Source organism: Limnohabitans sp. 2KL-51, from assembly GCF_003063645.1.
In the GTDB taxonomy this organism is placed as follows: Bacteria; Pseudomonadota; Gammaproteobacteria; order Burkholderiales; family Burkholderiaceae_C; genus Limnohabitans_A.
The window spans coordinates 100,768-120,406 of the sequence record NZ_NESJ01000010.1 but is presented as its reverse complement, the minus strand read 5'-3'; the positions used below and the strand labels follow the sequence as shown (position 1 = coordinate 120,406).

At 59.3% G+C, this 19,639-nt stretch carries 18 protein-coding genes; 12 read left to right on the top strand and 6 right to left on the bottom strand.

Going from position 1 to position 19,639, the window contains the following annotated elements; all coding sequences use genetic code 11:
* Positions 1 to 10 precede the first annotated feature (10 nt).
* Positions 11 to 2,494 (bottom strand): DNA internalization-related competence protein ComEC/Rec2, encoded by a 2,484-nt coding sequence (locus B9Z49_RS12235; protein WP_108353791.1) that lies wholly within the window; start codon positions 2,492 to 2,494, stop codon positions 11 to 13.
* A 238-nt stretch (positions 2,495 to 2,732) separates the two neighbouring features.
* On the opposite strand from B9Z49_RS12235, the gene B9Z49_RS12230 reads away from it, so the two are divergent.
* From B9Z49_RS12230 to B9Z49_RS12220, 3 genes are read left to right on the top strand one after another with little or no spacing between them, the layout of a single operon-like run.
* Positions 2,733 to 3,191, top strand: a complete 459-nt coding sequence (locus B9Z49_RS12230; RefSeq protein WP_108353790.1) for a RidA family protein — start codon at positions 2,733 to 2,735, stop codon at positions 3,189 to 3,191.
* 8 nt (positions 3,192 to 3,199) lie between these two features.
* Positions 3,200 to 3,463 (top strand): DUF2164 domain-containing protein, encoded by a 264-nt coding sequence (locus tag B9Z49_RS12225; protein ID WP_108353716.1) that lies wholly within the window; start codon positions 3,200 to 3,202, stop codon positions 3,461 to 3,463.
* Between the two features lie 59 nt (positions 3,464 to 3,522).
* Positions 3,523 to 4,038: a DUF1993 family protein gene (locus tag B9Z49_RS12220; RefSeq protein ID WP_199225050.1), complete on the top strand. Its 516-nt coding sequence runs from the start codon at positions 3,523 to 3,525 to the stop codon at positions 4,036 to 4,038.
* A 133-nt stretch (positions 4,039 to 4,171) separates the two neighbouring features.
* Here the strand turns inward: B9Z49_RS12220 and parC are convergent, their stop codons facing one another.
* Positions 4,172 to 6,535 (bottom strand): DNA topoisomerase IV subunit A, encoded by a 2,364-nt coding sequence (gene parC, locus B9Z49_RS12215; RefSeq protein ID WP_108353715.1) that lies wholly within the window; start codon positions 6,533 to 6,535, stop codon positions 4,172 to 4,174.
* An 87-nt stretch (positions 6,536 to 6,622) separates the two neighbouring features.
* Positions 6,623 to 8,605: a DNA topoisomerase IV subunit B gene (locus B9Z49_RS12210; RefSeq protein WP_108353714.1), complete on the bottom strand. Its 1,983-nt coding sequence runs from the start codon at positions 8,603 to 8,605 to the stop codon at positions 6,623 to 6,625.
* A 123-nt stretch (positions 8,606 to 8,728) separates the two neighbouring features.
* Between B9Z49_RS12210 and B9Z49_RS12205 the strand changes: the two genes are divergently transcribed.
* From B9Z49_RS12205 to B9Z49_RS22040, 5 genes are all read left to right on the top strand, one after another.
* Complete coding sequence (locus tag B9Z49_RS12205; protein ID WP_108353713.1) at positions 8,729 to 9,940, top strand: MFS transporter; 1,212 nt, start codon at positions 8,729 to 8,731, stop codon at positions 9,938 to 9,940.
* A 146-nt stretch (positions 9,941 to 10,086) separates the two neighbouring features.
* Positions 10,087 to 10,632 (top strand): bifunctional 2-polyprenyl-6-hydroxyphenol methylase/3-demethylubiquinol 3-O-methyltransferase UbiG, encoded by a 546-nt coding sequence (locus B9Z49_RS12200; RefSeq protein ID WP_108353712.1) that lies wholly within the window; start codon positions 10,087 to 10,089, stop codon positions 10,630 to 10,632.
* Between the two features lie 111 nt (positions 10,633 to 10,743).
* On the top strand, positions 10,744 to 11,640 hold the full coding sequence (gene dapA, locus B9Z49_RS12195) for a 4-hydroxy-tetrahydrodipicolinate synthase (RefSeq protein ID WP_108353711.1): 897 nt from the start codon (positions 10,744 to 10,746) through the stop codon (positions 11,638 to 11,640).
* A 44-nt stretch (positions 11,641 to 11,684) separates the two neighbouring features.
* Positions 11,685 to 12,791: an outer membrane protein assembly factor BamC gene (bamC, locus tag B9Z49_RS12190; protein ID WP_108353788.1), complete on the top strand. Its 1,107-nt coding sequence runs from the start codon at positions 11,685 to 11,687 to the stop codon at positions 12,789 to 12,791.
* A gap of 70 nt (positions 12,792 to 12,861) precedes the next feature.
* The gene (locus B9Z49_RS22040; protein ID WP_199225049.1) at positions 12,862 to 13,041 is read left to right on the top strand and encodes a hypothetical protein; all 180 of its coding nucleotides are present in this window, start codon (positions 12,862 to 12,864) and stop codon (positions 13,039 to 13,041) included.
* Between the two features lie 230 nt (positions 13,042 to 13,271).
* Here the strand turns inward: B9Z49_RS22040 and B9Z49_RS12180 are convergent, their stop codons facing one another.
* Positions 13,272 to 14,393, bottom strand: a complete 1,122-nt coding sequence (locus B9Z49_RS12180; RefSeq protein ID WP_108353709.1) for a JmjC domain-containing protein — start codon at positions 14,391 to 14,393, stop codon at positions 13,272 to 13,274.
* 87 nt (positions 14,394 to 14,480) lie between these two features.
* On the opposite strand from B9Z49_RS12180, the gene B9Z49_RS12175 reads away from it, so the two are divergent.
* Positions 14,481 to 15,014 (top strand): peptidylprolyl isomerase, encoded by a 534-nt coding sequence (locus tag B9Z49_RS12175; protein WP_108353787.1) that lies wholly within the window; start codon positions 14,481 to 14,483, stop codon positions 15,012 to 15,014.
* A 28-nt stretch (positions 15,015 to 15,042) separates the two neighbouring features.
* Here the strand turns inward: B9Z49_RS12175 and dut are convergent, their stop codons facing one another.
* Complete coding sequence (gene dut, locus B9Z49_RS12170; protein WP_108353786.1) at positions 15,043 to 15,492, bottom strand: dUTP diphosphatase; 450 nt, start codon at positions 15,490 to 15,492, stop codon at positions 15,043 to 15,045.
* 26 nt (positions 15,493 to 15,518) lie between these two features.
* Positions 15,519 to 16,730, bottom strand: coding sequence for a bifunctional phosphopantothenoylcysteine decarboxylase/phosphopantothenate--cysteine ligase CoaBC (coaBC, locus tag B9Z49_RS12165; RefSeq protein ID WP_108353708.1), 1,212 nt, complete (start codon positions 16,728 to 16,730; stop codon positions 15,519 to 15,521).
* A 77-nt stretch (positions 16,731 to 16,807) separates the two neighbouring features.
* On the opposite strand from coaBC, the gene B9Z49_RS12160 reads away from it, so the two are divergent.
* Genes B9Z49_RS12160 through B9Z49_RS12150 form a run of 3 tightly spaced genes read left to right on the top strand, consistent with a single transcriptional unit; the run spans position 16,808 to position 19,613 of the window.
* On the top strand, positions 16,808 to 18,463 hold the full coding sequence (locus B9Z49_RS12160; protein WP_108353707.1) for a CTP synthase: 1,656 nt from the start codon (positions 16,808 to 16,810) through the stop codon (positions 18,461 to 18,463).
* An 11-nt stretch (positions 18,464 to 18,474) separates the two neighbouring features.
* Positions 18,475 to 19,329 carry a 3-deoxy-8-phosphooctulonate synthase gene (kdsA, locus tag B9Z49_RS12155; RefSeq protein WP_108353706.1) on the top strand — a complete coding sequence of 285 codons (855 nt, stop codon included), beginning with the start codon at positions 18,475 to 18,477 and terminating at the stop codon, positions 19,327 to 19,329.
* Positions 19,326 to 19,613, top strand: coding sequence for a DUF1330 domain-containing protein (locus B9Z49_RS12150; RefSeq protein WP_108353705.1), 288 nt, complete (start codon positions 19,326 to 19,328; stop codon positions 19,611 to 19,613). The genes kdsA and B9Z49_RS12150 overlap by 4 nt, the downstream gene beginning before the upstream one ends.
* Positions 19,614 to 19,639: the final 26 nt, after the last annotated feature.

Genomic DNA, 19,639 nt, shown 5'->3' with positions numbered 1-19,639 from the left:
TTGCCACAGATCAAGGAGGCACGGTGTGGTGCCAATACCGCCGAGCCCAATCCCTTTCACAGTGCACCGCCTCGGGTTTTGAGCTGACCCAGCGCGCAGCGCCACAGCGGGTGTTTTCAACCAAGTCAATGCCCAACGCCTTGTAACGCTGAACCACAGGCTCTGCCGGATGGCCGTAGCGGTTGCGGTAGCCGGCTTGAACCACGGCCACTTGGGGCTTCAAGGCTTCGATGAATGGGCCAGTGGACGATGTTTTGCTGCCATGGTGTGGCACCAAGAGCAGGTTCACGGGTTGAAGGCCAGACGCCACCAAGGCCAACTCTTGCGGGGCCTCAATGTCACCCGCCAACAAAGCCGAAGCTGTGCCGTGGCTGATGCGCAGCACACAGCTGACCGCATTGGGCTTGGTTTTTTTATCCAGCGGCATGCCCGTGGCTTGCGCATGCGGATGAAGGATCTCAAAAAGCACCCCATCCCAGACCCAGGATTGCCCGGCTTGGCAGCGCGTCCAGCCAGGCCGCAGGCTGTGCAAAGGGTGGCCCTCTTCCAAAGAAGACCACAACGCCGCTTGAGGCTGCATGGCCAGCACCGCCGCCGCGCCCCCGGTGTGGTCGCTGTCGCGGTGACTCAGCATCAAGGTGTCAATGCGCTCGCCCATCTGCGCAAGCAAGGGCACCAACACACGGTGCCCCGCATCACTTTCGGGTGAATAACTTGGCCCTGCGTCGTACAGCAAGCTGTGCTGTGCGGTTCGCACCAGCACCGCGTTGCCTTGGCCCACATCAGCGGCCAACAACTCAAAAGTGCCCGCTGCAGGTCTGGGCGCTTGCCAAAAAAGAACGGGCCACAGGAGCGGCAAACAGAGCAACTTCCAAGACAAGGGCGCTTTGAGCACCAGCACCACGGCGCATAACAAGGCCAAAGCAGCGAAGCCCCAAGGCGCCATGGCCATAGACACAGAGGACATGGGCCATGAAGCCATCCAAGTCAACACCACCGACAGCGGCTGCAAAGCCCAAGCTGCCAATTCCCAAGCGCCCGACCACACCACCCCCAGCATGGCCAATGGCGTGACCAAGAAAGTCACCCAGGGAATGGCCAGCAAATTGGCAAGCAAGCCCACCAAAGAAATCTGCCCAAAAAATAACAATCCAAGCGGTGCCAAGGCGACTGTGACAATGAACTGCTCCCGAACCAATGACCCAGCACGTCCTAGCCAAGCACTGGCCCCCGCCAATGGCTTTTGCCCTGGATCCCAGGCATTTCCAGTCGCCATCAAAATTCCCACAGCCACAAAACTGAGCCAAAAGCCCGGCTGCAACATGGCCCAAGGGTCCCATGTCAGCACCACCGCCCCGGCCAAAGCCCAGACCAATGGCCCAGGCCAAAGCCGGGCCGACAGTTTGAGCACCACCACCACCGCCAACATCCACATCGTGCGCTGCGCGGGCACCCCCCAACCACTGAACAAGGCATAAAAACCTGCCAGCACAAGTCCCGCCAAGGCCCCCACCTGAGGGGCAGGCCACCGCAAGGCCCCGGCAAATCCCCAAAGCACCGACCGACGCCAGCCCCAAGCCACGACCAGCGAAGCCAACCAGGCGAACATGGTCACATGCAGGCCTGAAATGCTCATCAAATGGGCCACGCCGGTGGCCCGAAAGAGGTCCCAATCGCTTCGCTCGATGGCGGCCTGATCGCCTGTGACCAAGGCAGCGATCACGCCACTGTGTTGCGCTGACGATGCACCACCGGGCACCGCGGCAAGATGGGTCAGTAAACGATCGCGAACCAACTGCCTCCAGCTTTCTATCGGGTGCCGCCCCGTACTGGCCAGCCGCTCTGGGCTCGGGTCTTTGACGCCAGTTCGGACATACCCGGTGGCGCGAATGTTTTGCTCCCACAGCCACAGCTCGTAATCAAAACCCCTGGGGTTCAGATGGCCATGCGGCGCTTTCAAGCGGACACGCAATCGCCATCGCTCGCCCGCCTTCACAGGCTCGGGCAATGCCGACAGGTTCCATCCGCTGTCGTGTCTGCCATCTTGCCCATACCACCCCAAGTACACCTGCGAGGGCAGTTCGGTGTCCAAGTCGATCGCGCGGCTTTGACCTGATGGGTCAACCCGCCAGGCTTGCTCAATGCGAAAACGAAAACGCCACCCCACGTCTTGCCGCTGGGGCATGGCTTGCACCACACCCACCACATCCAAGTCCTGACCCTCCAACGCTGGGTCGATGGCCAGCGACCGCGACAACGCATGCAAACCCGTGACAGCATACGAAAGACAGACCAACACTCCCCCTATATGGAGGGTTCTGAGCCCTAAGGTCGGTTTTTGGCGGTTGATCAACCAACCTGCGCCACCCGCCAAGGACGCCAGTGAGACATAAGCCAAAACGGCCCAAAGTGTCTCTTGCTGCAGCTGCAAAGCGATTCCAGCACACCAAGCAACCAGGGCAAATAACCAACCTTGTCCTGTGCGAGCGCTCATGGCCAAACCTGCGGCATGAAAGTTGGGCTGGAGTGCAGGCTTGAATTGAGATTCACGACAGCCTCCCTGGATGGGCTGGTGGTGGGAATCGCTCAGCATTGATGCAAAGCGTACTTTTTTATACATTTTAGACGGGTCTCATGCTCTTTCAAATGATCAAAGCTTGAATGCGTTTCGGCGACAATCCCAGCACTGGCCTATGGTCAGCGCCGATCCACCCACACCAAGAGCCCACGACATGAACGTCTATGACACCCTGAAGTCCCTGAACATCGAGCTGCCCCCCGTGGCCGTACCTGCTGCAGCTTATGTCCCTTTTGTGCAAACCGGCAATCTGGTCTTTTTGTCGGGCCACGTCGCCAAAAAAGACGGCAAAGCGTGGGTGGGGCAACTGGGCAAGAACATCGACACCCCCGAAGGCCAGCAAGCTGCACGTGCCGTGGCCATTGATCTGATGGGCACTTTGCACGCGGCCTTGGGCGATCTCAACCGGATCAAGCGCATTGTCAAAGTGATGAGCCTGGTCAACTCCACAGGCGACTTCACCGAACAGCACCTGGTCACCAACGGCTGCAGCGAATTGCTGGGGCAGGTTTTCGGACCCCAAGTGGGTGCCCATGCCCGCAGCGCATTTGGGGTGGCCCAAATCCCCATGGGCGCTTGCGTTGAGATCGAACTGATCGCCGAAATCGGGTGACAAGGACCATGGCCATCGAACTGAGCAAAGATGACCGCGCCCAGGCCATTGCCAGCATCGAGCGCTATTTCATGGACAATTTTGAGCAAAAAATCGGCAACATCACCGCCGGCGCTTTGCTCGGCTTTGTGCTGGAAGAAATCGGCCCCAGCATTTACAACCGCGCCGTGAGTGACGTCAAAGAACGCATGCTCATGCGTGTAGAAGACCTGGAATACGAAGTCCGTGAGGATGAATTCCAGTATTGGCAAAAGTTCAGCAAGCGCCAGTAAGGCACAAACCTGATCTCGTGCTAATGCATCAAAACACCCATTTAAACCAGGAGAATTTCATGACCATTTCCATGTCCAGCGCCACCCTGCCCGTTTGCACCCGCATGCTCACCAACCTGAGCCATATTCTGGCCAAGGCCGAGCAGTTCGTTGAAGCCAAAAAGATCGACCCCACGGCGCTGACCACCTACCGGTTGGCGCCAGACATGCTCCCTTTCACCCGCCAAGTGCTGATCGCCTGCGACGCGGTGAAAAACGGCGTGGCCCGTTTGAGCGGAGTCGACGCGCCCAAGTTTGACGACACCGAAACCACGCTGGCCCAGTTGAAAGAACGCATCCAGAAAACCGTAGCCTTCATCGCTACCGTCCCTGCCGCTGCGCTGGACGGCACCGAAGACAAAGAAATCACTTTCCCTGCCGGCCCCGGCAAAACCCGTACCCTCAAAGGTCAGGACTACCTGACGGGCTGGATGCTGCCCAATATGTACTTCCACATCACCACGGCTTACACCATCCTGCGCCACAACGGCGTCGAAGTGGGCAAGATCGATTACCTACTGGGTGCCCAGAGCTAAGCTGCTGGCTTCAAGCCCGATTTGTCCCCACAGCACGTGTCCAAAGCTGTGGACAAGTGCAGGGACAAGCTGCCAAAGGCCCGACCAGCATGGGCTGGCGGTGTGTGCTCAAAAAAGCATCACTGCGCCCCGATTACTCCACCCGCGTCACCCGATTCGGCTTGAAGCCCAAGTCCGCCACTTTGCCCTTCTTGGCGCGGGCGGTTTTGGCGTTATTCAGGCTGCGAATCTCCAGCGTTTCTTCGCGCTCTTTGCCGCCCCGGCCAATACCTTCGATCTTGATGCTGCGGGTATAGGCCGCAGCTCCGGCTAGGCTGTCTTTGGCTTCGAGGTCAATCAGCATCAGGCCCCGGCCGCCTTTTTCCATGGTCTTGAGTTCGCTGATCTCAAAGGTCAGCACACGACCGCCCGTGCTGGCGCAGCAGACACTGGTGGCAGCGGGCATGGGCTGCTTGTCGGCAGACACAGTGGCGCTGGAGCCGCTCACATGGCTCGGGGCGCAGACGGTTTCGCCCTCGCCCAGGCTGATGAAGGCTTTGCCCGCCTTGTTGCGCGAAATCATGTTCTCGACCGAGGCCTTGAAGCCGTAGCCGCCTGAGCCGCTCAGCAGCAGCGTAGCGTGGGCGGGGCCTGCAAAGTAGTGGGCGATTTGCGTGGTGGGTTCCAGCTCGATGAGCGTGGTCACCGGTTGGCCGTCACCGCGAGCGCCGGGCAAGGTGGCCACAGGTACGCTGTAGATGCGGCCGTTGCTGCCGAAGATCAGCAGCGTGTCCACCGTGCGGCATTCGAAAGTGCCATACAGGCCGTCGCCCGCCTTGAAGGCGAAGCTGGTGGCGTCGTGGCCATGGCCCGTGCGGGCGCGCACCCAGCCTTTTTCTGACACGACCACCGTCACAGGCTCGTCCACCACCTTGACTTCGGCCACGGCTTTTTTCTCTTCCTGGATCAACGTACGGCGCGGATCGGCAAAGGTTTTGGCATCCTGTTCTATCTCTTTGATCATCAGGCGGCGCAGCGCAGCGGGGCTGCCCAAAATTTCTTCGAGCTTGCCCTGCTCGCCCCGCAGCTCGCTCAGCTCTTGCTCGATCTTGATCGCTTCCAGCCGGGCCAGTTGGCGCAGGCGAATCTCAAGGATGTCTTCGGCCTGGCGGTCGCTGAGTTTGAAGGCTTCGATCAGCGCGGGCTTGGGCTCGTCGCTCTGGCGGATGATGCGGATCACCTCGTCGATGTTGAGCAACACCAGCTGACGGCCTTCCAGAATGTGGATGCGGTCCAGCACTTTGTTCAGGCGGTGCTGGCTGCGGCGGGTGATGGTGATCTGGCGGAAACTGATCCACTCGACCAACATCTGGCGTAAGGACTTTTGAATCGGCTTGCCGTCGATGCCCACCGAGGTCATGTTGATAGGGGCCGAGGTTTCCAAGCTGGTGTGCGCCAGCAAGGCGGTGATGAGTTCGCTCTGTTCAATGCGGCTGGTTTTGGGCTCGAACACCAGGCGCACAGCGGCGTCTTTGCTGGATTCGTCGCGCACCACATCGAGCACGGCGAGAATGCTGGCTTTGAGCAACACTTGGTCAGCGCTGAGCGCTTTTTTACCGGCTTTGACTTTGGGGTTGGTGAGTTCTTCAATCTCTTCGAGCACACGCTGCGAGCTCACGCCTTGCGGCAACTCGGTCACCACCAGCTGCCACTGGCCACGGGCGAGGTCTTCGATCTTCCAACGGGCACGTACTTTGAGGCTACCGCGCCCTGTGCGGTAGGCATCGGCAATGTCGCTGGCCGGGCTGATGATCTGGCCGCCACCGGGATAGTCGGGGCCGGGGATGATGGCCATCAACTCGCTGTCGCTCAGCTTGTCGTTTTTGATCAGGGCGACACAAGCATCGGCCACTTCGCGCAGGTTGTGGCTGGGGATTTCGGTGGCCAGGCCCACGGCGATGCCGCTCGCGCCATTGAGCAAGCTGAAGGGCAAACGGGCGGGCAACTGGCGCGGCTCTTCGGTGGAGCCGTCGTAGTTGGGGATGAAGTCCACCGTGCCCATGTCGATCTCGTCGAGCAGCAAGCTGGTGATGCGCGACAGCCGCGCTTCGGTGTAACGCATGGCGGCTGCGCCATCGCCGTCTCGACTGCCAAAGTTGCCCTGGCCGTCTATGAGCGGGTAGCGTTGCGAAAAGTCTTGCGCCATGCGCACCAGCGCGTCATACGCCGCCGTGTCGCCGTGCGGGTGGTAACGGCCCAGCACATCGCCCACCACACGGGCGCTTTTGACGGGCTTGGCGGCGGTGTTGTTGTTGGGGCCGCTGTACGACAAACCCATCCGGTCCATCGAATACAAAATACGCCGCTGGACGGGTTTCTGGCCGTCGCACACATCGGGCAAGGCGCGGCCTTTGACGACGGAGAGCGCGTATTCCAAGTAGGCTCGCTGGGCGTAGGCGCCCAAGTGGTCGCCTTCGGGCGCGGCTGCGGTTTCGGGGGTCAACAGGTCAGTGGTCATCAATGTCTTTCAATGTGGCAGCGCGTTTGCTGGCGATGAGCCTTGTTCGGCCGATCGCCCACAGGGTGGGCTCCTACAGGGGATTCATCACACGTCGATTTCGATGCTGTCGCCGTGCAGTTCCATCAGCTCGCGTCGGGCGGCGGCTTCGCCTTTGCCCATCAGTTGCATCATCAGGTTTTCAGTGCCCGCGTTGTCCAGCGGGCCCAACTCCATGGGCAGCAAGCGGCGCGTGTCGGGGTTGAGGGTGGTGTCCCACAGCTGCTCGGCGCTCATCTCGCCCAAACCCTTGAAGCGGCTGATGCTCCAGCCGCCTTCTTTGACGCCGTCTTTGCGCAGCTTGTCGATGATGGCGGTGAGTTCGCCTTCGTCCAGCGCGTAGGCTTTGGAGGCAGGTTTTTTGCCGCGTGCGGGCGCATCGACGCGGAACAGCGGGGGCCTGGCCACATACAAATGGCCTGTTTCGATGAGCTTGGGGAAATGGCGGAAGAACAAGGTCAGCAGCAAGACCTGAATGTGCGAGCCGTCCACGTCCGCATCCGACAAGATGCACACCTTGCCGTAGCGCAGGTTGCTCATGTCGGGGTTGTCGTTCGGCCCGTGCGGGTCTACGCCAATGGCCACCGAAATGTCGTGGATTTCGTTGTTGGCAAACAAGCGGTCGCGGTCCACTTCCCAGGTGTTGAGCACCTTGCCGCGCAGGGGCAAGATGGCTTGGCTCTCTTTGTTACGGCCCATCTTGGCGCTGCCGCCAGCCGAGTCGCCCTCCACCAAAAACACCTCGTTGTGCAAGATGTCTTTGCTCTCGCAATCGGTCAGCTTGCCGGGCAGCACCGCCACGCCCGAGCTCTTGCGCTTTTCGACCTTCTGTCCTGCTTTCTGGCGGGTTTGCGCGGCCTTGATGGCCAACTCGGCCAGCTTTTTACCGAAGTCCACATGCTCGTTTAGCCAAAGTTCGAGCGCGGGGCGCACAAAGCTGGACACCAAGCGCACCGCGTCACGCGAGTTAAGGCGTTCCTTGATCTGGCCCTGGAATTGCGGGTCAAGCACCTTGGCGCTCAGCACATAGCTGGCACGCGCAAACACGTCTTCGGGCATGAGCTTGACGCCTTTGGGCAGCAAGCCATGCAGCTCGATGAAGCTTTTGACGGCGGTAAACAAGCCGTCGCGCAAACCGCTTTCATGCGTGCCGCCAGCACTGGTGGGGATCAAATTCACGTAGCTTTCTCGCACCGGCGCGCCGTCTTCGGTGAAAGCCACCGCCCATGAAGCGCCCTCGCCTTCGGCAAAGCTGTCGTGGTTTGGATCGGCAAAGCCTTCGCCCTCAAAAAGCGGGATGACCGGGTCGCCGTTCAGGGTTTGCGTCAGGTAGTCGCGCAAACCTGCTTTGTATTGCCACTGCTGGGTTTCTTTGGTTTTTTCATTGACCAAGGTCACCGTCACGCCCGGCATCAACACCGCCTTGCTGCGCAGCAGGTGCGTCAGCTCATTCATGGGCAGGGCGCTGGACTCGAAATATTTGGCGTCGGGCCAGGCGCGCACGGTGGTTCCTTGCTTTCGGTCGCCTTCGCCTGACTTGCGGGTCACCAGCTGTTCGATCACATCACCGCCAGAAAACACCAGGCTGGCCACTTGGCCTTCACGGTAGCTGGTGGCCTCCAGGCGCTTGGACAGCGCGTTGGTGACGCTCACCCCCACACCGTGCAAACCGCCCGAGAAGCTGTAGGCACCGCCCTTGCCTTTGTCGAACTTGCCACCCGCGTGCAAACGGGTGAACACCAGCTCGATCACGGGCGCTTTCTCTTCAGGGTGCATGCCAAATGGAATGCCCCGGCCATCGTCTTCGATGCTGACCGATCCATCCAAGTGCAGGACGACTTTGATCTTTTTGCCGTGACCCGCCAGCGCCTCGTCGGCGGCGTTGTCCAGCACTTCTTGAATGATGTGCAGGGGGTTGTCGGTGCGGGTGTACATGCCCGGGCGTTGCTTGACAGGCTCTAGTCCTTTGAGGACACGAATTGAGCCTTCGGAGTACTCGGTGGAGGTTTTGACAGTTGATTGGTTGACCATGGAGGCGGATTGTAGTGTGATTTACGAAGGTCTACTGGATGCATAGACAGTGGTTAAGACGCAATAAATGAGCGAGGCATTTGCGAGACGGCTGTTGTCCAAACTATTGGTTAAAGTCGGAAGATGCAAAACAAACCCCTGTCTCTGACCCAGGTACTCCTGTGTGGCGCGGCCATCGTCACTCTGTCCATGGGCATTCGCCACGGCTTTGGCCTGTGGCTGCAGCCCATCACCCAGGCCCAAGGCTGGGGACGTGAAGAATTCGCCTTTGCCATGGCCATCCAGAACCTGTCTTGGGGTTTCATGGGCATTTTTGCGGGCATGGTAGCCGACAAGTTCGGTGCGTTTCGCGTGATTGCCTTGGGTGCCATGGTCTACGGTGTGGGCCTGCTGGGCATGGCCTGGGCAACCGACCCCTGGGTGTTTGCCCTGTTCACCGGGGTGATCATTGGTACCGCCCAAGCGGGCACCACCTACGCGGTCATTTACGGCGTGATTGGTCGCAACGTCCCCGCAGAGCGCCGCTCTTGGGCCATGGGCGTGGCGGCAGCAGCCGGCAGTTTTGGTCAGTTTTTGATGGTGCCTGTCGAGGGCTTGTTGATCAGCCAAATGGGCTGGCAAACCGCTTTGGTTATTTTGGCTGCGGCAGCGATGCTGATCATCCCGCTGGCTTGGGGTCTGCGCGAACCAGGCCTGAACGGGCCCGGCCAAATCAAGCGAGACCAAACCATTGGCCAGGCTTTGAAGGAAGCCTTCAAGTACCCCAGTTTTCAGCTGCTGATGGCGGGCTATTTCGTGTGCGGATTTCAGGTGGTATTCATTGGCGTGCACATGCCCAGCTACCTCAAAGACCACGGCCTGGCGCCGCAGGTGGCCAGTTATGCGCTGGCCCTGATCGGCCTGTTCAACGTGTTTGGTACCTACATCGCTGGCACTATGGGCCCAAAAATTGCCAAGAAAAATATCCTGGCTTCTATCTACATTGGCCGCTCAGCGGCCATCACTTTGTTTTTGCTGGCGCCGCTCACGCCTACCAGTGTTTACATTTTCTCGGCCGTCATAGGCTTGTTGTGGCTGTCTACTGTGCCGCCCACCAACGCGGCAGTGGCGCAAATCTTTGGCGTCGCGCATTTGTCCATGCTCAGCGGCTTCATCTTTTTCGGCCACCAAATTGGCTCATTCATGGGCGTGTGGCTGGGCGGGTATTTGTACGACAAAACCGGCAGTTACGATGTCGTTTGGTACTTGGCCATTGCCTTGGGCATTTTTGCAGCCTTGGCCAATCTCCCGGTACGCGAAAGCCCGATCACCCGCACCCCCCCTCAAACCACATGAGCACCCGGCAAACCTCGCTGTTGCTGGGGGCTGCAGCCCTGGGCCTGACATTCTGGCTGTATGGCCAGTCCGACGTGGTCATCATGCTGTCCGAACAACTGTGGTCCTGCTTTTAGCCCCTCCACTGCCTTGAAAGCGCCGACGACATGCATGGCACCGAAAACCCCTCCGCTTGGCTGCAACGCTGGGCCCACCTGATTGCCCCGGGCAGCACCGTGCTTGATGTGGCCTGCGGCGCAGGCCGTCACATGCGTTATTTGGCCACTTTGGGACACCGTGTCACGGGCGTGGACCGCAACCCTGAAGCCGTGGCGCTGGCCCAAGGCAGCGGTTCGGTCATTTGCGCCGACATTGAAAACGGCCCATGGCCCTTTGCTGGACAAACATTCGGCTGCGTGGTGGTGACCCATTACCTCTGGCGCCCGCTGCTGCCCACCCTCGTGGGCAGCGTGGCTCCGGGTGGCGTGCTGATCTACGAAACCTTTGCAGTAGGCAACGAAAGCGTGGGCAAACCCTCTCGGCCTGACTTTTTGCTGCAGCCCGGTGAGCTGCTCAGGGTCACCGAAGGCTTGCGCACGGTGTCTTACGAAGACGGCTTTGAGACCTCGCCGGACCGCTTTGTGCAGCGTATTGTGGCTGTGAGGTCCGGGCCAACCGAGGCCTTTGAACGCAGACCGTTGCACCCTGCCTGAAACTGCGCCAGCCTCTAGCTTTTCATGGCTTTGCCCCCTTGCAAGGTGTGCCAATCGCCCGGTGACTTGCACTCGTTAAAATAGTCCTTTTTCTTGCTCAGAAACACTGACATGACCACCGAATTTCGCCCCATCCGTGGCAGCATCCCTGCGCTGATCACCCCCATGCTCGCTGATGGCAAAGTGGATTACCCGACTTTGCGAAAACTGATCGACTGGCATGTGGCCGAAGGCACCGATGCCATCGTTGTGGTGGGCACATCAGGCGAATCGCCCACTGTGACGGTAGAAGAGCACTGTGAAATCATCCGTGTCTCGGTTGAACAAGCCGCCAAACGCATTCCCATCATTGCCGGTTGTGGCGCGAACTCCACCGCCGAAGCGGTCAATCTGGCCAAATTTGCACAAAAAGTTGGCGCTGACGCTCAGTTGCAAGTGGTGCCTTACTACAACAAGCCCACCCAAGAAGGCCTGTACCAGCACTTCAAAGCCATTGCCGAGGCCGTGCCGACCCTGCCCGTGATTCTCTACAACGTCCCAGGCCGAACCGTGGCCGATTTGCAGCACGACACGGTGCTGCGTCTGGCCCAGGTGCACGGCATCATCGGCATCAAGGAAGCCACCAGCAACATCGAGCGTGCCCAGTGGCTCATCCGCGATGTCCCCAGAGAATTTGCGGTGTTTTCGGGCGACGACGCCACCGCAGTGGCCCTGATGCTGTGTGGCGGAGCTGGCAACATCAGCGTGACCGCGAACGTGGCCCCGCGCCTGATGCATGAACTGTGCTTGGCAGCGACCCGTGGCGACGTCAAAGAAGCCATGCGCATTCAGTTCAAACTGCTGCCTGTGCACAAAAACCTGTTTGTCGAAGCCAACCCCATCCCCGTGAAATGGGCCATGCAGCGCATGGGCCTGTGCGGCCCCACTTTGCGCTTGCCCATGACCGAGCTCTCTGCGTCACAACAGCCCGTGGTCGAAGCGGCCCTGAAGGCCAGCGGCCTGATTTGATGGACACCCCAAGGATATTTGTGAACCCTCTGTTTTTCAACGCCATGCCCTCTTTACATTTCAAACGCTCCGCCACAGTGCTGGCCTTGGCCAGTTTGCTCAGCGGCTGCTCGATGCTGCAGGAAGACAAGATTGACTACAAAAGCGCAGCCAAAGCGCCCACACTCGAAGTGCCTCCGGACCTGACGCAATTGCGCAAGGAATCGCGTTACGCCCTTGAGAGCACGTCGACTACAGCTTCGGGTTTTCAAAATGCGGGCATTCGCGTGGTCGATGCGGGCACGGCAGCGAACGCCCTGGGGGCCGTCAGGATCGAACGTCAAGGCAATCAGCGCTGGCTGGTGGCCAGCTTGCCAGCCGACAAAATCTGGGAGCCCCTGCGGGAATTCTGGACCAGCAATGGCTTTGTGCTGACCACGGATGCACCCGACATCGGCGTCATGGAAACCGATTGGGCCGAAAACAGGGCCAAGCTGCCCCAAGATTTCATTCGCAGGACTTTGGGCAAAGTGCTGGACACGTTGTATTCAACAGGTGAGCGCGACAAATTCAGAACCCGCGTAGAACGTCAGGCACAGGGTGGCGTTGAAATCTACATCACCCACCGGGGCATGGTTGAAAACTACGCTGACAATCAAAAAGGCTCCACCATATGGCAACCCCGTCCCAGCGACCCTGAGCTGGAAATCGAATTCCTGCGCCGCCTGATGGTCAAACTGGGCACCTCGCCAGAAGTCGCCAAAACAACCGCTGCAGCAGCCAGCAACACACCAGACAACATCAGCCAGGTCAGTAGCCTTAATGGCCAGCCGGCTATCGTGCTTCGGGACAACCTGGACCGCGCGTGGCGCCGCACAGGCGTTGCATTGGACCGCAGCGGGTTCACCGTGGAAGACCGTGACCGCTCGGCAGGTGTGTACTTTGTGCGTTATGTGGCCGCTGGCACCACCAACGAACCGAAGGGATTCCTCGGACGACTGTTTTCCAGCAAAAAAGATGTGCCTTCGACGCTGACCAAATATCAGATCAGCGTCACGTCTTCTGGCGACAACCAAAGCACGCTGCGCGTTCTGACCGCCAGAGGTCAACCCGAAGCATCGGCCCAGGATTCCGAGCGCATCTTAAAGTTGATTGCGGCCGAGTTGCGCTGAACGCGTGATTTCAAGACGAAAAAAACCCCGCAAAGCGGGGTTTTTTTGTGACCCATCCGGTTTGTACCGGATGAAATTGATCACTTGGGAGCAGAAGCGCCAGCGGCAGGAGCCGATGCGTCAGCTGCTGGGGCAGCGGCAGGAGCCGATGCGTCAGCTGCTGGGGCAGCGGCAGGCGCTGCTGCAGGTGCTGGCGCTGGTGCTGGGGCTTCTTTTTTGCCGCAAGCGGACAAAGCAGCAGCAGCGATGAAAACGGCCAGAACGAGGGACTTGTTCATTTTGATGTTCCTAAGGTGTGAATTTGAAAACAATTTCCGGAAATTGTTTCAACGGGTGTTAAATCCGTTGAGACTGAGCCAAAAGCACTCGAGCTCTTTTGTACTCAGCCTCGGATTATAGCGTTTTCCCTAGTCATACGAAAGAAAGCTTGCTCTTGTCTTGCATTTATTTGGTGCAGTAAATAACACTTAGAAATCAAACTCACAAAGCTTGCAGCCAACCCGCGCTGGCCCAATCCAGCAACGCATACTTCGCATCTGCACTTAAAGTCTTCACTTTTCTCCCGTTAATGACGCGATCATCAGCCAATTGACGCAAAGCGATCGCATCACGCCCTCCCACCTTGAAGCTCTCACCGTTGATGAAAATGTGCTGCCTGTCGTACATCATTTTGGTGCGCCGGTTGAGCTGAACGCCCGCCGAAACATCAAGCTCGCCTTGTGTGCCATCGAACCAAACATGCGCTTTCGGCTCGGTCAGGTACTCCCCGAGCAAGCTGTCGAGGAGCTGAGGGTTTTGCAGTGCTTTGTTAACGACTTGCCGTGCAAAGCCAGCCAAAGCCTGTGGAATAGCGGCAGAAGACGACACAGCCGCTTGTTTCGGATCGCGGTAAAGCGCGTCACCCACACCGTCGAAAGCCTCATCGGCCAAGCCCAGCAACAACTCACGCGCCAACTCGCCCTCTTGCGGCGCCCGAAATCCCATCGACCAGGTCATGCACTCCCCCTTGGCCACACCGTCGTGGGCGTATTTGGGGGGCAGATAAAGCATGTCGCCGGGGTTGAGTAAAAATTCTTCTTCGGCTTCAAAGTTTTGCAAAATCTTGAGCGGCACGCCCGATTGCAGAGTCAAGTCTTTGTTGCGGCCTATGCGCCAGCGGCGCTGGCCATGCGCCTGCAACAAAAATACGTCATAGCTGTCAAAGTGCGGCCCCACACCACCCCCATCGGTGGCGTAGCTGATCATCACATCGTCCAGCCGTGCATCCGGAACAAAGCGGAACTGCTGCATCAGCGCGTGCACACCGTCGTGGTGCAAGTCGACGCCTTGCACCAAAAAAGTCCACTTATTCTGGCTAAACGGCGGCAGACTTCGCTTCGGAAATGGGCCGTGCTTCATCTTCCAGCCCTTGGGCGAATCCACGATCAAACGCGACTCTACGCCCTCGTCGCCCGCCAGTGCCACCAAGTCAGCGCGGCCCACGCAGGGCACAAAGCCCGGGATGGCATTGCGCACCAGCAAAGGCTTTTTTTGCCAATGGCGCTTCATGAATTGGCTGGGGCTCAGGCCCCCGAGCAGTGCCAAGGCTTGTTCTGTGTTCATATGGGTCATCCAGTTGCTCAGGCCGAAAGACCTGCACTCAAAGACAATGCGGCCAAAAAGTGGCCGCCAAACTGCGACAATTGTCGTATGGAAATCAAGACACCTTCTGTGGTCGCACTGACCTGGACACTCAAAGACACGCTGGGCGAAGTTCTGGACACCCTGAATGAGCCCGTGGAATTTTTCATTGGCGGCCAAGACCTGTTGCCAAAAATCGAAGAGGCCCTGCAAGGCCACGAAAAAGGCGCCAAGGTCGACCTGCACCTTGAGCCTGAAGACGCTTTTGGCGACTTCAACGAAGCGCTGCTGTTTCTGGAGCCGCTGGCCCTCTTTCCCGAAGGGCTAGAGCCCGGCCTCACCATCGAAGGCACCGCTCTGCCCGAAGGCTGTAACCCCGACGCACCACGCAACGCGCTTTACACCGTGACCGAAATCTACCCCGAGCATGTGGTGCTGGACGCCAACCACCCGCTGTCGGGCATCGCGCTGCGCTTGAGCTTGAAAGTGGAATGGGTGCGCGAGCCTACTGAGGAAGAAGTGGGCAGTGGCAGCTGCGGCACGGGATTTTTCAAGATTGAAGTCGGCGATGAGGGCAAACTGACGCCGCCCACGCTGCACTGACCCCTCTTTAACAGCGCCATCAAGGCGCTTATTTTTTGCCGGTCGAGCCGTAACCGCCTTCGCCACGTTCGCTGGGTGCAGCAAATTCATTGACCACGTTGAACGTGGCTTGCACCACGGGCACGATCACCATCTGAGCGATGCGCTCCATGGGTTCAATGGTGAACGCCACGTCACTGCGGTTCCAGGCGCTGATCATCAACTGCCCTTGGTAATCGCTGTCAATTAAACCCACCAGATTGCCCAGCACGATGCCGTGCTTGTGGCCCAAGCCAGAACGCGGCAGCAACATGGCCGCGTAACCAGGGTCCTTGAGGTGGATCGCCAGGCCCGTGGGCACCAGCTGCCAAGCATTGGGTGCCAAGGTGAGCGGCGCATCCAGGCACGCGCGCAGATCCAAACCTGCGCTGCCAGGGGTCGCGTAATGGGGCATTTGTGCGGCGATGCGCGCATCGAGAATTTTGACGTCGAGGTTCATGGTCATGGTCATGGTCATTCTTGTTCTCAGCCCAGTCGCCGGGCAATGTCTTCAATGAGTTGAACGGCCAGCACCTGCTTGCTGGCCTGCGGCAGCTCCCGAGCGCCTTGCTCGTCCACCAGCAGCAAGGCGTTGTCGTCTTGCCCAAAAGTAGCCGGACCGATGTTGCCCACAATAAGTGGCACTTGCTTGCGCAGTCGCTTGGCGGTGGCGTGAGCCAACAGGTCGTGGCTTTCGGCGGCAAAGCCGACGCAAAACAGCTCGCCCTTTTGCGCCGCTGCCGACTGGGCCACGGTGGCCAAGATGTCGGGGTTCTCCACAAAGCTCAGCTCGGGCGTCTGCCCTGAGCCGTCTTTTTTGATTTTCTGGTCGGCCGAATTAGCCGGTCGCCAGTCCGCCACCGCCGCCGTAGCCACAAACACCCCTTGATCTGGCACATGGGCCTGGACGGCTTGCAGCATGTCGCGGGCGGAGCGCACGTTCACGCGTTTGACGCCTCGGGGCGTGGCCAGGCTCACCGGGCCTGCAATCAGGGTCACATTGGCCCCAGCCATGCGGGCCGCACGCGCAATGGCAAAGCCCATCTTGCCGCTCGACAAATTGGTGATGCCGCGCACCGGATCGATGGCCTCGTAAGTGGGTCCTGCAGTCACCAACACCGACTTGCCTGCCATGAACTTGGGCGTGAAAAACGCCTCCAGGTCTTCCAGAATTTCATCGGCTTCGAGCATGCGTCCGTCGCCGGTTTCGCCGCAGGCTTGGTCGCCCTGCCCCACATCCAGCACATGAATACCGTCGGCTTTGAGTTGGGCCACATTGCGCTGCGTGGCCGGGTTATTCCACATTTCGCGGTTCATAGCCGGGGCCACAATCAAGGGCACTTTGTCGAGTGGACGGGCCAGGCACATGAGGCTCAGCAACTCATCGGCGCCACCGTGCAGCAGCTTGGACAGAAAATCGGCGCTGGCCGGAGCCACCACAATCGCATCGGCCTCACGGCTCAGGTTGATGTGGGCCATGTTGTTGGCCTCGCGCGGGTCCCACTGCGAGGTGTAAACCGGGCGGCCCGACAGGGCTTGCAGGGTCACGGCCGTCATAAAGTGCTCGGCCGCCTCGGTCATCACGACCTGCACCGTCACGCCCGCCTTGACCAAGGCGCGGCAGAGTTCTGCTGACTTGAAGGCCGCGATGCCGCCCGACAAGCCCAGAACGATGTGTTTTCCAGCCAATGTGCTCATGCGTGGAAATGTAGCAGACGTGACTGTCTATAATCACGATTTCCACCTACCGGGGGCTGAAAGCTCCCGTCTTGGACATGACCAAATTCGTCTTCGTCACCGGCGGTGTGGTGTCTTCCCTGGGCAAGGGAATCGCCTCCGCATCGCTCGCCGCACTTCTTGAATCTCGCGGCCTGTCTGTCACCCTCATCAAACTCGACCCCTACCTCAATGTGGACCCCGGCACCATGTCGCCGATCCAGCATGGCGAGGTGTTTGTGACCGATGACGGCGCAGAAACCGACCTGGACCTGGGCCACTACGAGCGCTTCATCAACACCCGAATGAAGAAGGCCAACAACTTCACGACCGGCCAAATTTACAAAAGCGTGTTGGAAAAAGAGCGCCGTGGCGACTACCTGGGCAAAACTGTACAGGTCATCCCACACGTCACCAACGAAATCCAGGACTTCGTCAAGCGCGGGGCGGGCTACGGCACCCCCGAAGCGGTCGATGTCGCCATCGTCGAGATCGGCGGCACGGTGGGCGACATCGAATCTTTGCCTTTTTTGGAAGCCGTGCGACAGCTCAGTTTGCGCCTGGGGCCCAACAACACCGCCTTTGTACACCTGACCTACGTGCCCTGGATCGCGGCAGCGGGCGAACTCAAGACCAAGCCCACACAACACACGGTGCAAAAACTGCGCGAAATCGGCATCCAGCCCGATGCACTGCTGTGCCGCGCAGACCGCTACATTCCGGACGATGAGCGTGACAAAATCTCACTTTTTACCAACGTGCAAAGCTGGGGCGTGATTTCCATGCCCGACGTGGACACCATTTACAAAGTGCCCCGCGTGCTGCACGAACAGGGCCTGGACGGCCTGATTTGCGACAAACTGCGCCTGAGCACACCACCGGCCAACCTCAAACGCTGGGACGATTTGGTCCACGACACCGAGCACCCACAAGGCGAAGTGACGATTGCCATGGTGGGCAAATACGTGGAACTCTCGGACAGTTACAAATCGGTCAACGAAGCGCTGCGCCATGCCGGCATGCGCAACCATGTGCGCGTGAAGATCGAGCACATCGACTCCGAAACCATCACCCCAGAAACCGTGGCCAGCTTGGCCCATTACGATGGCGTGCTGGTACCTGGCGGTTTTGGTAAGCGCGGCGTGGAAGGCAAGATCGAAACCGCGCAATTCGCCCGCACCCACCAAGTGCCTTATCTGGGCATCTGCCTGGGCATGCAGGTCGCCACCATCGAATACGCCCGCCATGTGGCCGGCATGAAAGACGCCAACAGCACCGAGTTCGAACCTGAGACGCCCTTCCCTGTGATCGCCCTGATCAACGAATGGAAAGACGCTGACGGCTCCATCCAGGTGCGTGATGCCAACTCGGACTTGGGCGGCACCATGCGCTTGGGCGCGCAAAGCTCTGACGTCGCCAAGGGCACATTGGCCCACCAGATCTATGGTGACGTGGTCACAGAACGACACCGCCACCGGTATGAAGCCAACGTCAATTACCTGGACGACCTGCGCAAAGCGGGCTTGGTGATCTCGGCTTTGACCCAGCGAGAGCAACTGACCGAAATGGTTGAGCTGCCTCAAAACGTGCACCCTTGGTATGTGGGCGTGCAGTTTCACCCCGAGTTCAAGTCCACACCGTGGAACGGTCACCCCCTGTTCAACGCCTTCATCAAGGCGTCCATTGAGCACCAGGCCAAGGCCGTACTCCCCTGACAGGACACCCCATGAAACTTTGCGGATTTGACGTTGGCCTACACCAGCCCTTCTTTTTGATCGCGGGCACCTGCTCCATCGAAGGCCTGGAGATGTCCATCGAGGTGGCCGGTCGCCTCAAAGAGGCTTGCTCAGCGCTGGGCATTCCTCTCATCTACAAAGGCTCGTTCGACAAGGCCAACCGCTCCTCAGGGAATACCCAGCGCGGCGTGGGCATGGATGCGGGCCTGAAAATTTTGGACGAGGTGCGTCGCCAGATCGGCGTGCCTATCCTGACCGATGTGCACGACGAATCACAGGTCAAAACCGTGGCCAGCGTGGTCGACGTGCTGCAGACACCCGCCTTCTTGTGCCGCCAGACCGATTTCATCCGCGCCGTGGCCCAGTCGGGTAAGCCCGTGAACATCAAAAAGGGGCAGTTCTTGGCCCCTTGGGACATGAAAAACGTCATCGACAAGGCCCGCAGCGCGGCACGCGAAATTGGCTTACCCGAAGACAACTTTTTGGCCTGCGAGCGCGGTGTGAGCTTTGGCTACAACAACCTGGTGGCCGACATGACGAGCCTGGCCGAGATGCGCAAAACCGGCGCACCTGTGGTGTTTGACGTGACCCACTCGGTGCAAAAGCCTGGCGGCCAAGGCACCAGTAGCGGTGGCGCGCGCGAGATGGTGCCGGTGCTCGCCCGTGCGGGCGTGGCCGCTGGTGTGGCAGGTCTCTTCATGGAAACCCACCCCAAACCCGCTGACGCCTGGTCTGACGGCCCCAACGCCGTGCCGCTGGGCAAAATGCGAGCACTGCTGGAAACTTTGGTTCAGCTCGATGCTGTGACCAAGAAAAACCCATTTTTAGAGGATGACTTTTTATGAGCGGCTACATCATTGCTCACGTCCAAGTGACCAACCCCACCCAATACGAAGAGTACAAGAAGTGGTCCACCGCCGCCATGAAAACCGCAGGTGCCGAAGTTTGCGTGCGCGGCGGCCAGGTGCAAGTGCTAGAAGGCGACTGGGCCCCTGAGCGCATCGTCGTCCTAAAGTTCCCATCGTTCGAGGCCGCCAAAGATTTTTACGAACTGCCCGAATACCTGAAAGCACGCGAAGCACGCGAAGGTGCCGCCATCATGCGCATGGTGGCCGTTGAGGGCGTTTGATTTTTGAGCTGGTTCATCCCCGTTTT

What these genes read in the sequence shown, in the direction of transcription:
- B9Z49_RS12235 (WP_108353791.1), bottom strand. Translation starts at nt 2,494, where the DNA reads ATGAGCGCTCGCACAGGACAAGGTTGGTTATTTGCCCTGGTTGCTTGG.
- B9Z49_RS12230 (WP_108353790.1), top strand. Translation starts at nt 2,733, where the DNA reads ATGAACGTCTATGACACCCTGAAGTCCCTGAACATCGAGCTGCCCCCC.
- B9Z49_RS12225 (WP_108353716.1), top strand. Translation starts at nt 3,200, where the DNA reads ATGGCCATCGAACTGAGCAAAGATGACCGCGCCCAGGCCATTGCCAGC.
- B9Z49_RS12220 (WP_199225050.1), top strand. Translation starts at nt 3,523, where the DNA reads ATGACCATTTCCATGTCCAGCGCCACCCTGCCCGTTTGCACCCGCATG.
- parC (WP_108353715.1), bottom strand. Translation starts at nt 6,535, where the DNA reads ATGACCACTGACCTGTTGACCCCCGAAACCGCAGCCGCGCCCGAAGGC.
- B9Z49_RS12210 (WP_108353714.1), bottom strand. Translation starts at nt 8,605, where the DNA reads ATGGTCAACCAATCAACTGTCAAAACCTCCACCGAGTACTCCGAAGGC.
- B9Z49_RS12205 (WP_108353713.1), top strand. Translation starts at nt 8,729, where the DNA reads ATGCAAAACAAACCCCTGTCTCTGACCCAGGTACTCCTGTGTGGCGCG.
- B9Z49_RS12200 (WP_108353712.1), top strand. Translation starts at nt 10,087, where the DNA reads ATGCATGGCACCGAAAACCCCTCCGCTTGGCTGCAACGCTGGGCCCAC.
- dapA (WP_108353711.1), top strand. Translation starts at nt 10,744, where the DNA reads ATGACCACCGAATTTCGCCCCATCCGTGGCAGCATCCCTGCGCTGATC.
- bamC (WP_108353788.1), top strand. Translation starts at nt 11,685, where the DNA reads ATGCCCTCTTTACATTTCAAACGCTCCGCCACAGTGCTGGCCTTGGCC.
- B9Z49_RS22040 (WP_199225049.1), top strand. Translation starts at nt 12,862, where the DNA reads ATGAAATTGATCACTTGGGAGCAGAAGCGCCAGCGGCAGGAGCCGATG.
- B9Z49_RS12180 (WP_108353709.1), bottom strand. Translation starts at nt 14,393, where the DNA reads ATGAACACAGAACAAGCCTTGGCACTGCTCGGGGGCCTGAGCCCCAGC.
- B9Z49_RS12175 (WP_108353787.1), top strand. Translation starts at nt 14,481, where the DNA reads ATGGAAATCAAGACACCTTCTGTGGTCGCACTGACCTGGACACTCAAA.
- dut (WP_108353786.1), bottom strand. Translation starts at nt 15,492, where the DNA reads ATGAACCTCGACGTCAAAATTCTCGATGCGCGCATCGCCGCACAAATG.
- coaBC (WP_108353708.1), bottom strand. Translation starts at nt 16,730, where the DNA reads ATGAGCACATTGGCTGGAAAACACATCGTTCTGGGCTTGTCGGGCGGC.
- B9Z49_RS12160 (WP_108353707.1), top strand. Translation starts at nt 16,808, where the DNA reads ATGACCAAATTCGTCTTCGTCACCGGCGGTGTGGTGTCTTCCCTGGGC.
- kdsA (WP_108353706.1), top strand. Translation starts at nt 18,475, where the DNA reads ATGAAACTTTGCGGATTTGACGTTGGCCTACACCAGCCCTTCTTTTTG.
- B9Z49_RS12150 (WP_108353705.1), top strand. Translation starts at nt 19,326, where the DNA reads ATGAGCGGCTACATCATTGCTCACGTCCAAGTGACCAACCCCACCCAA.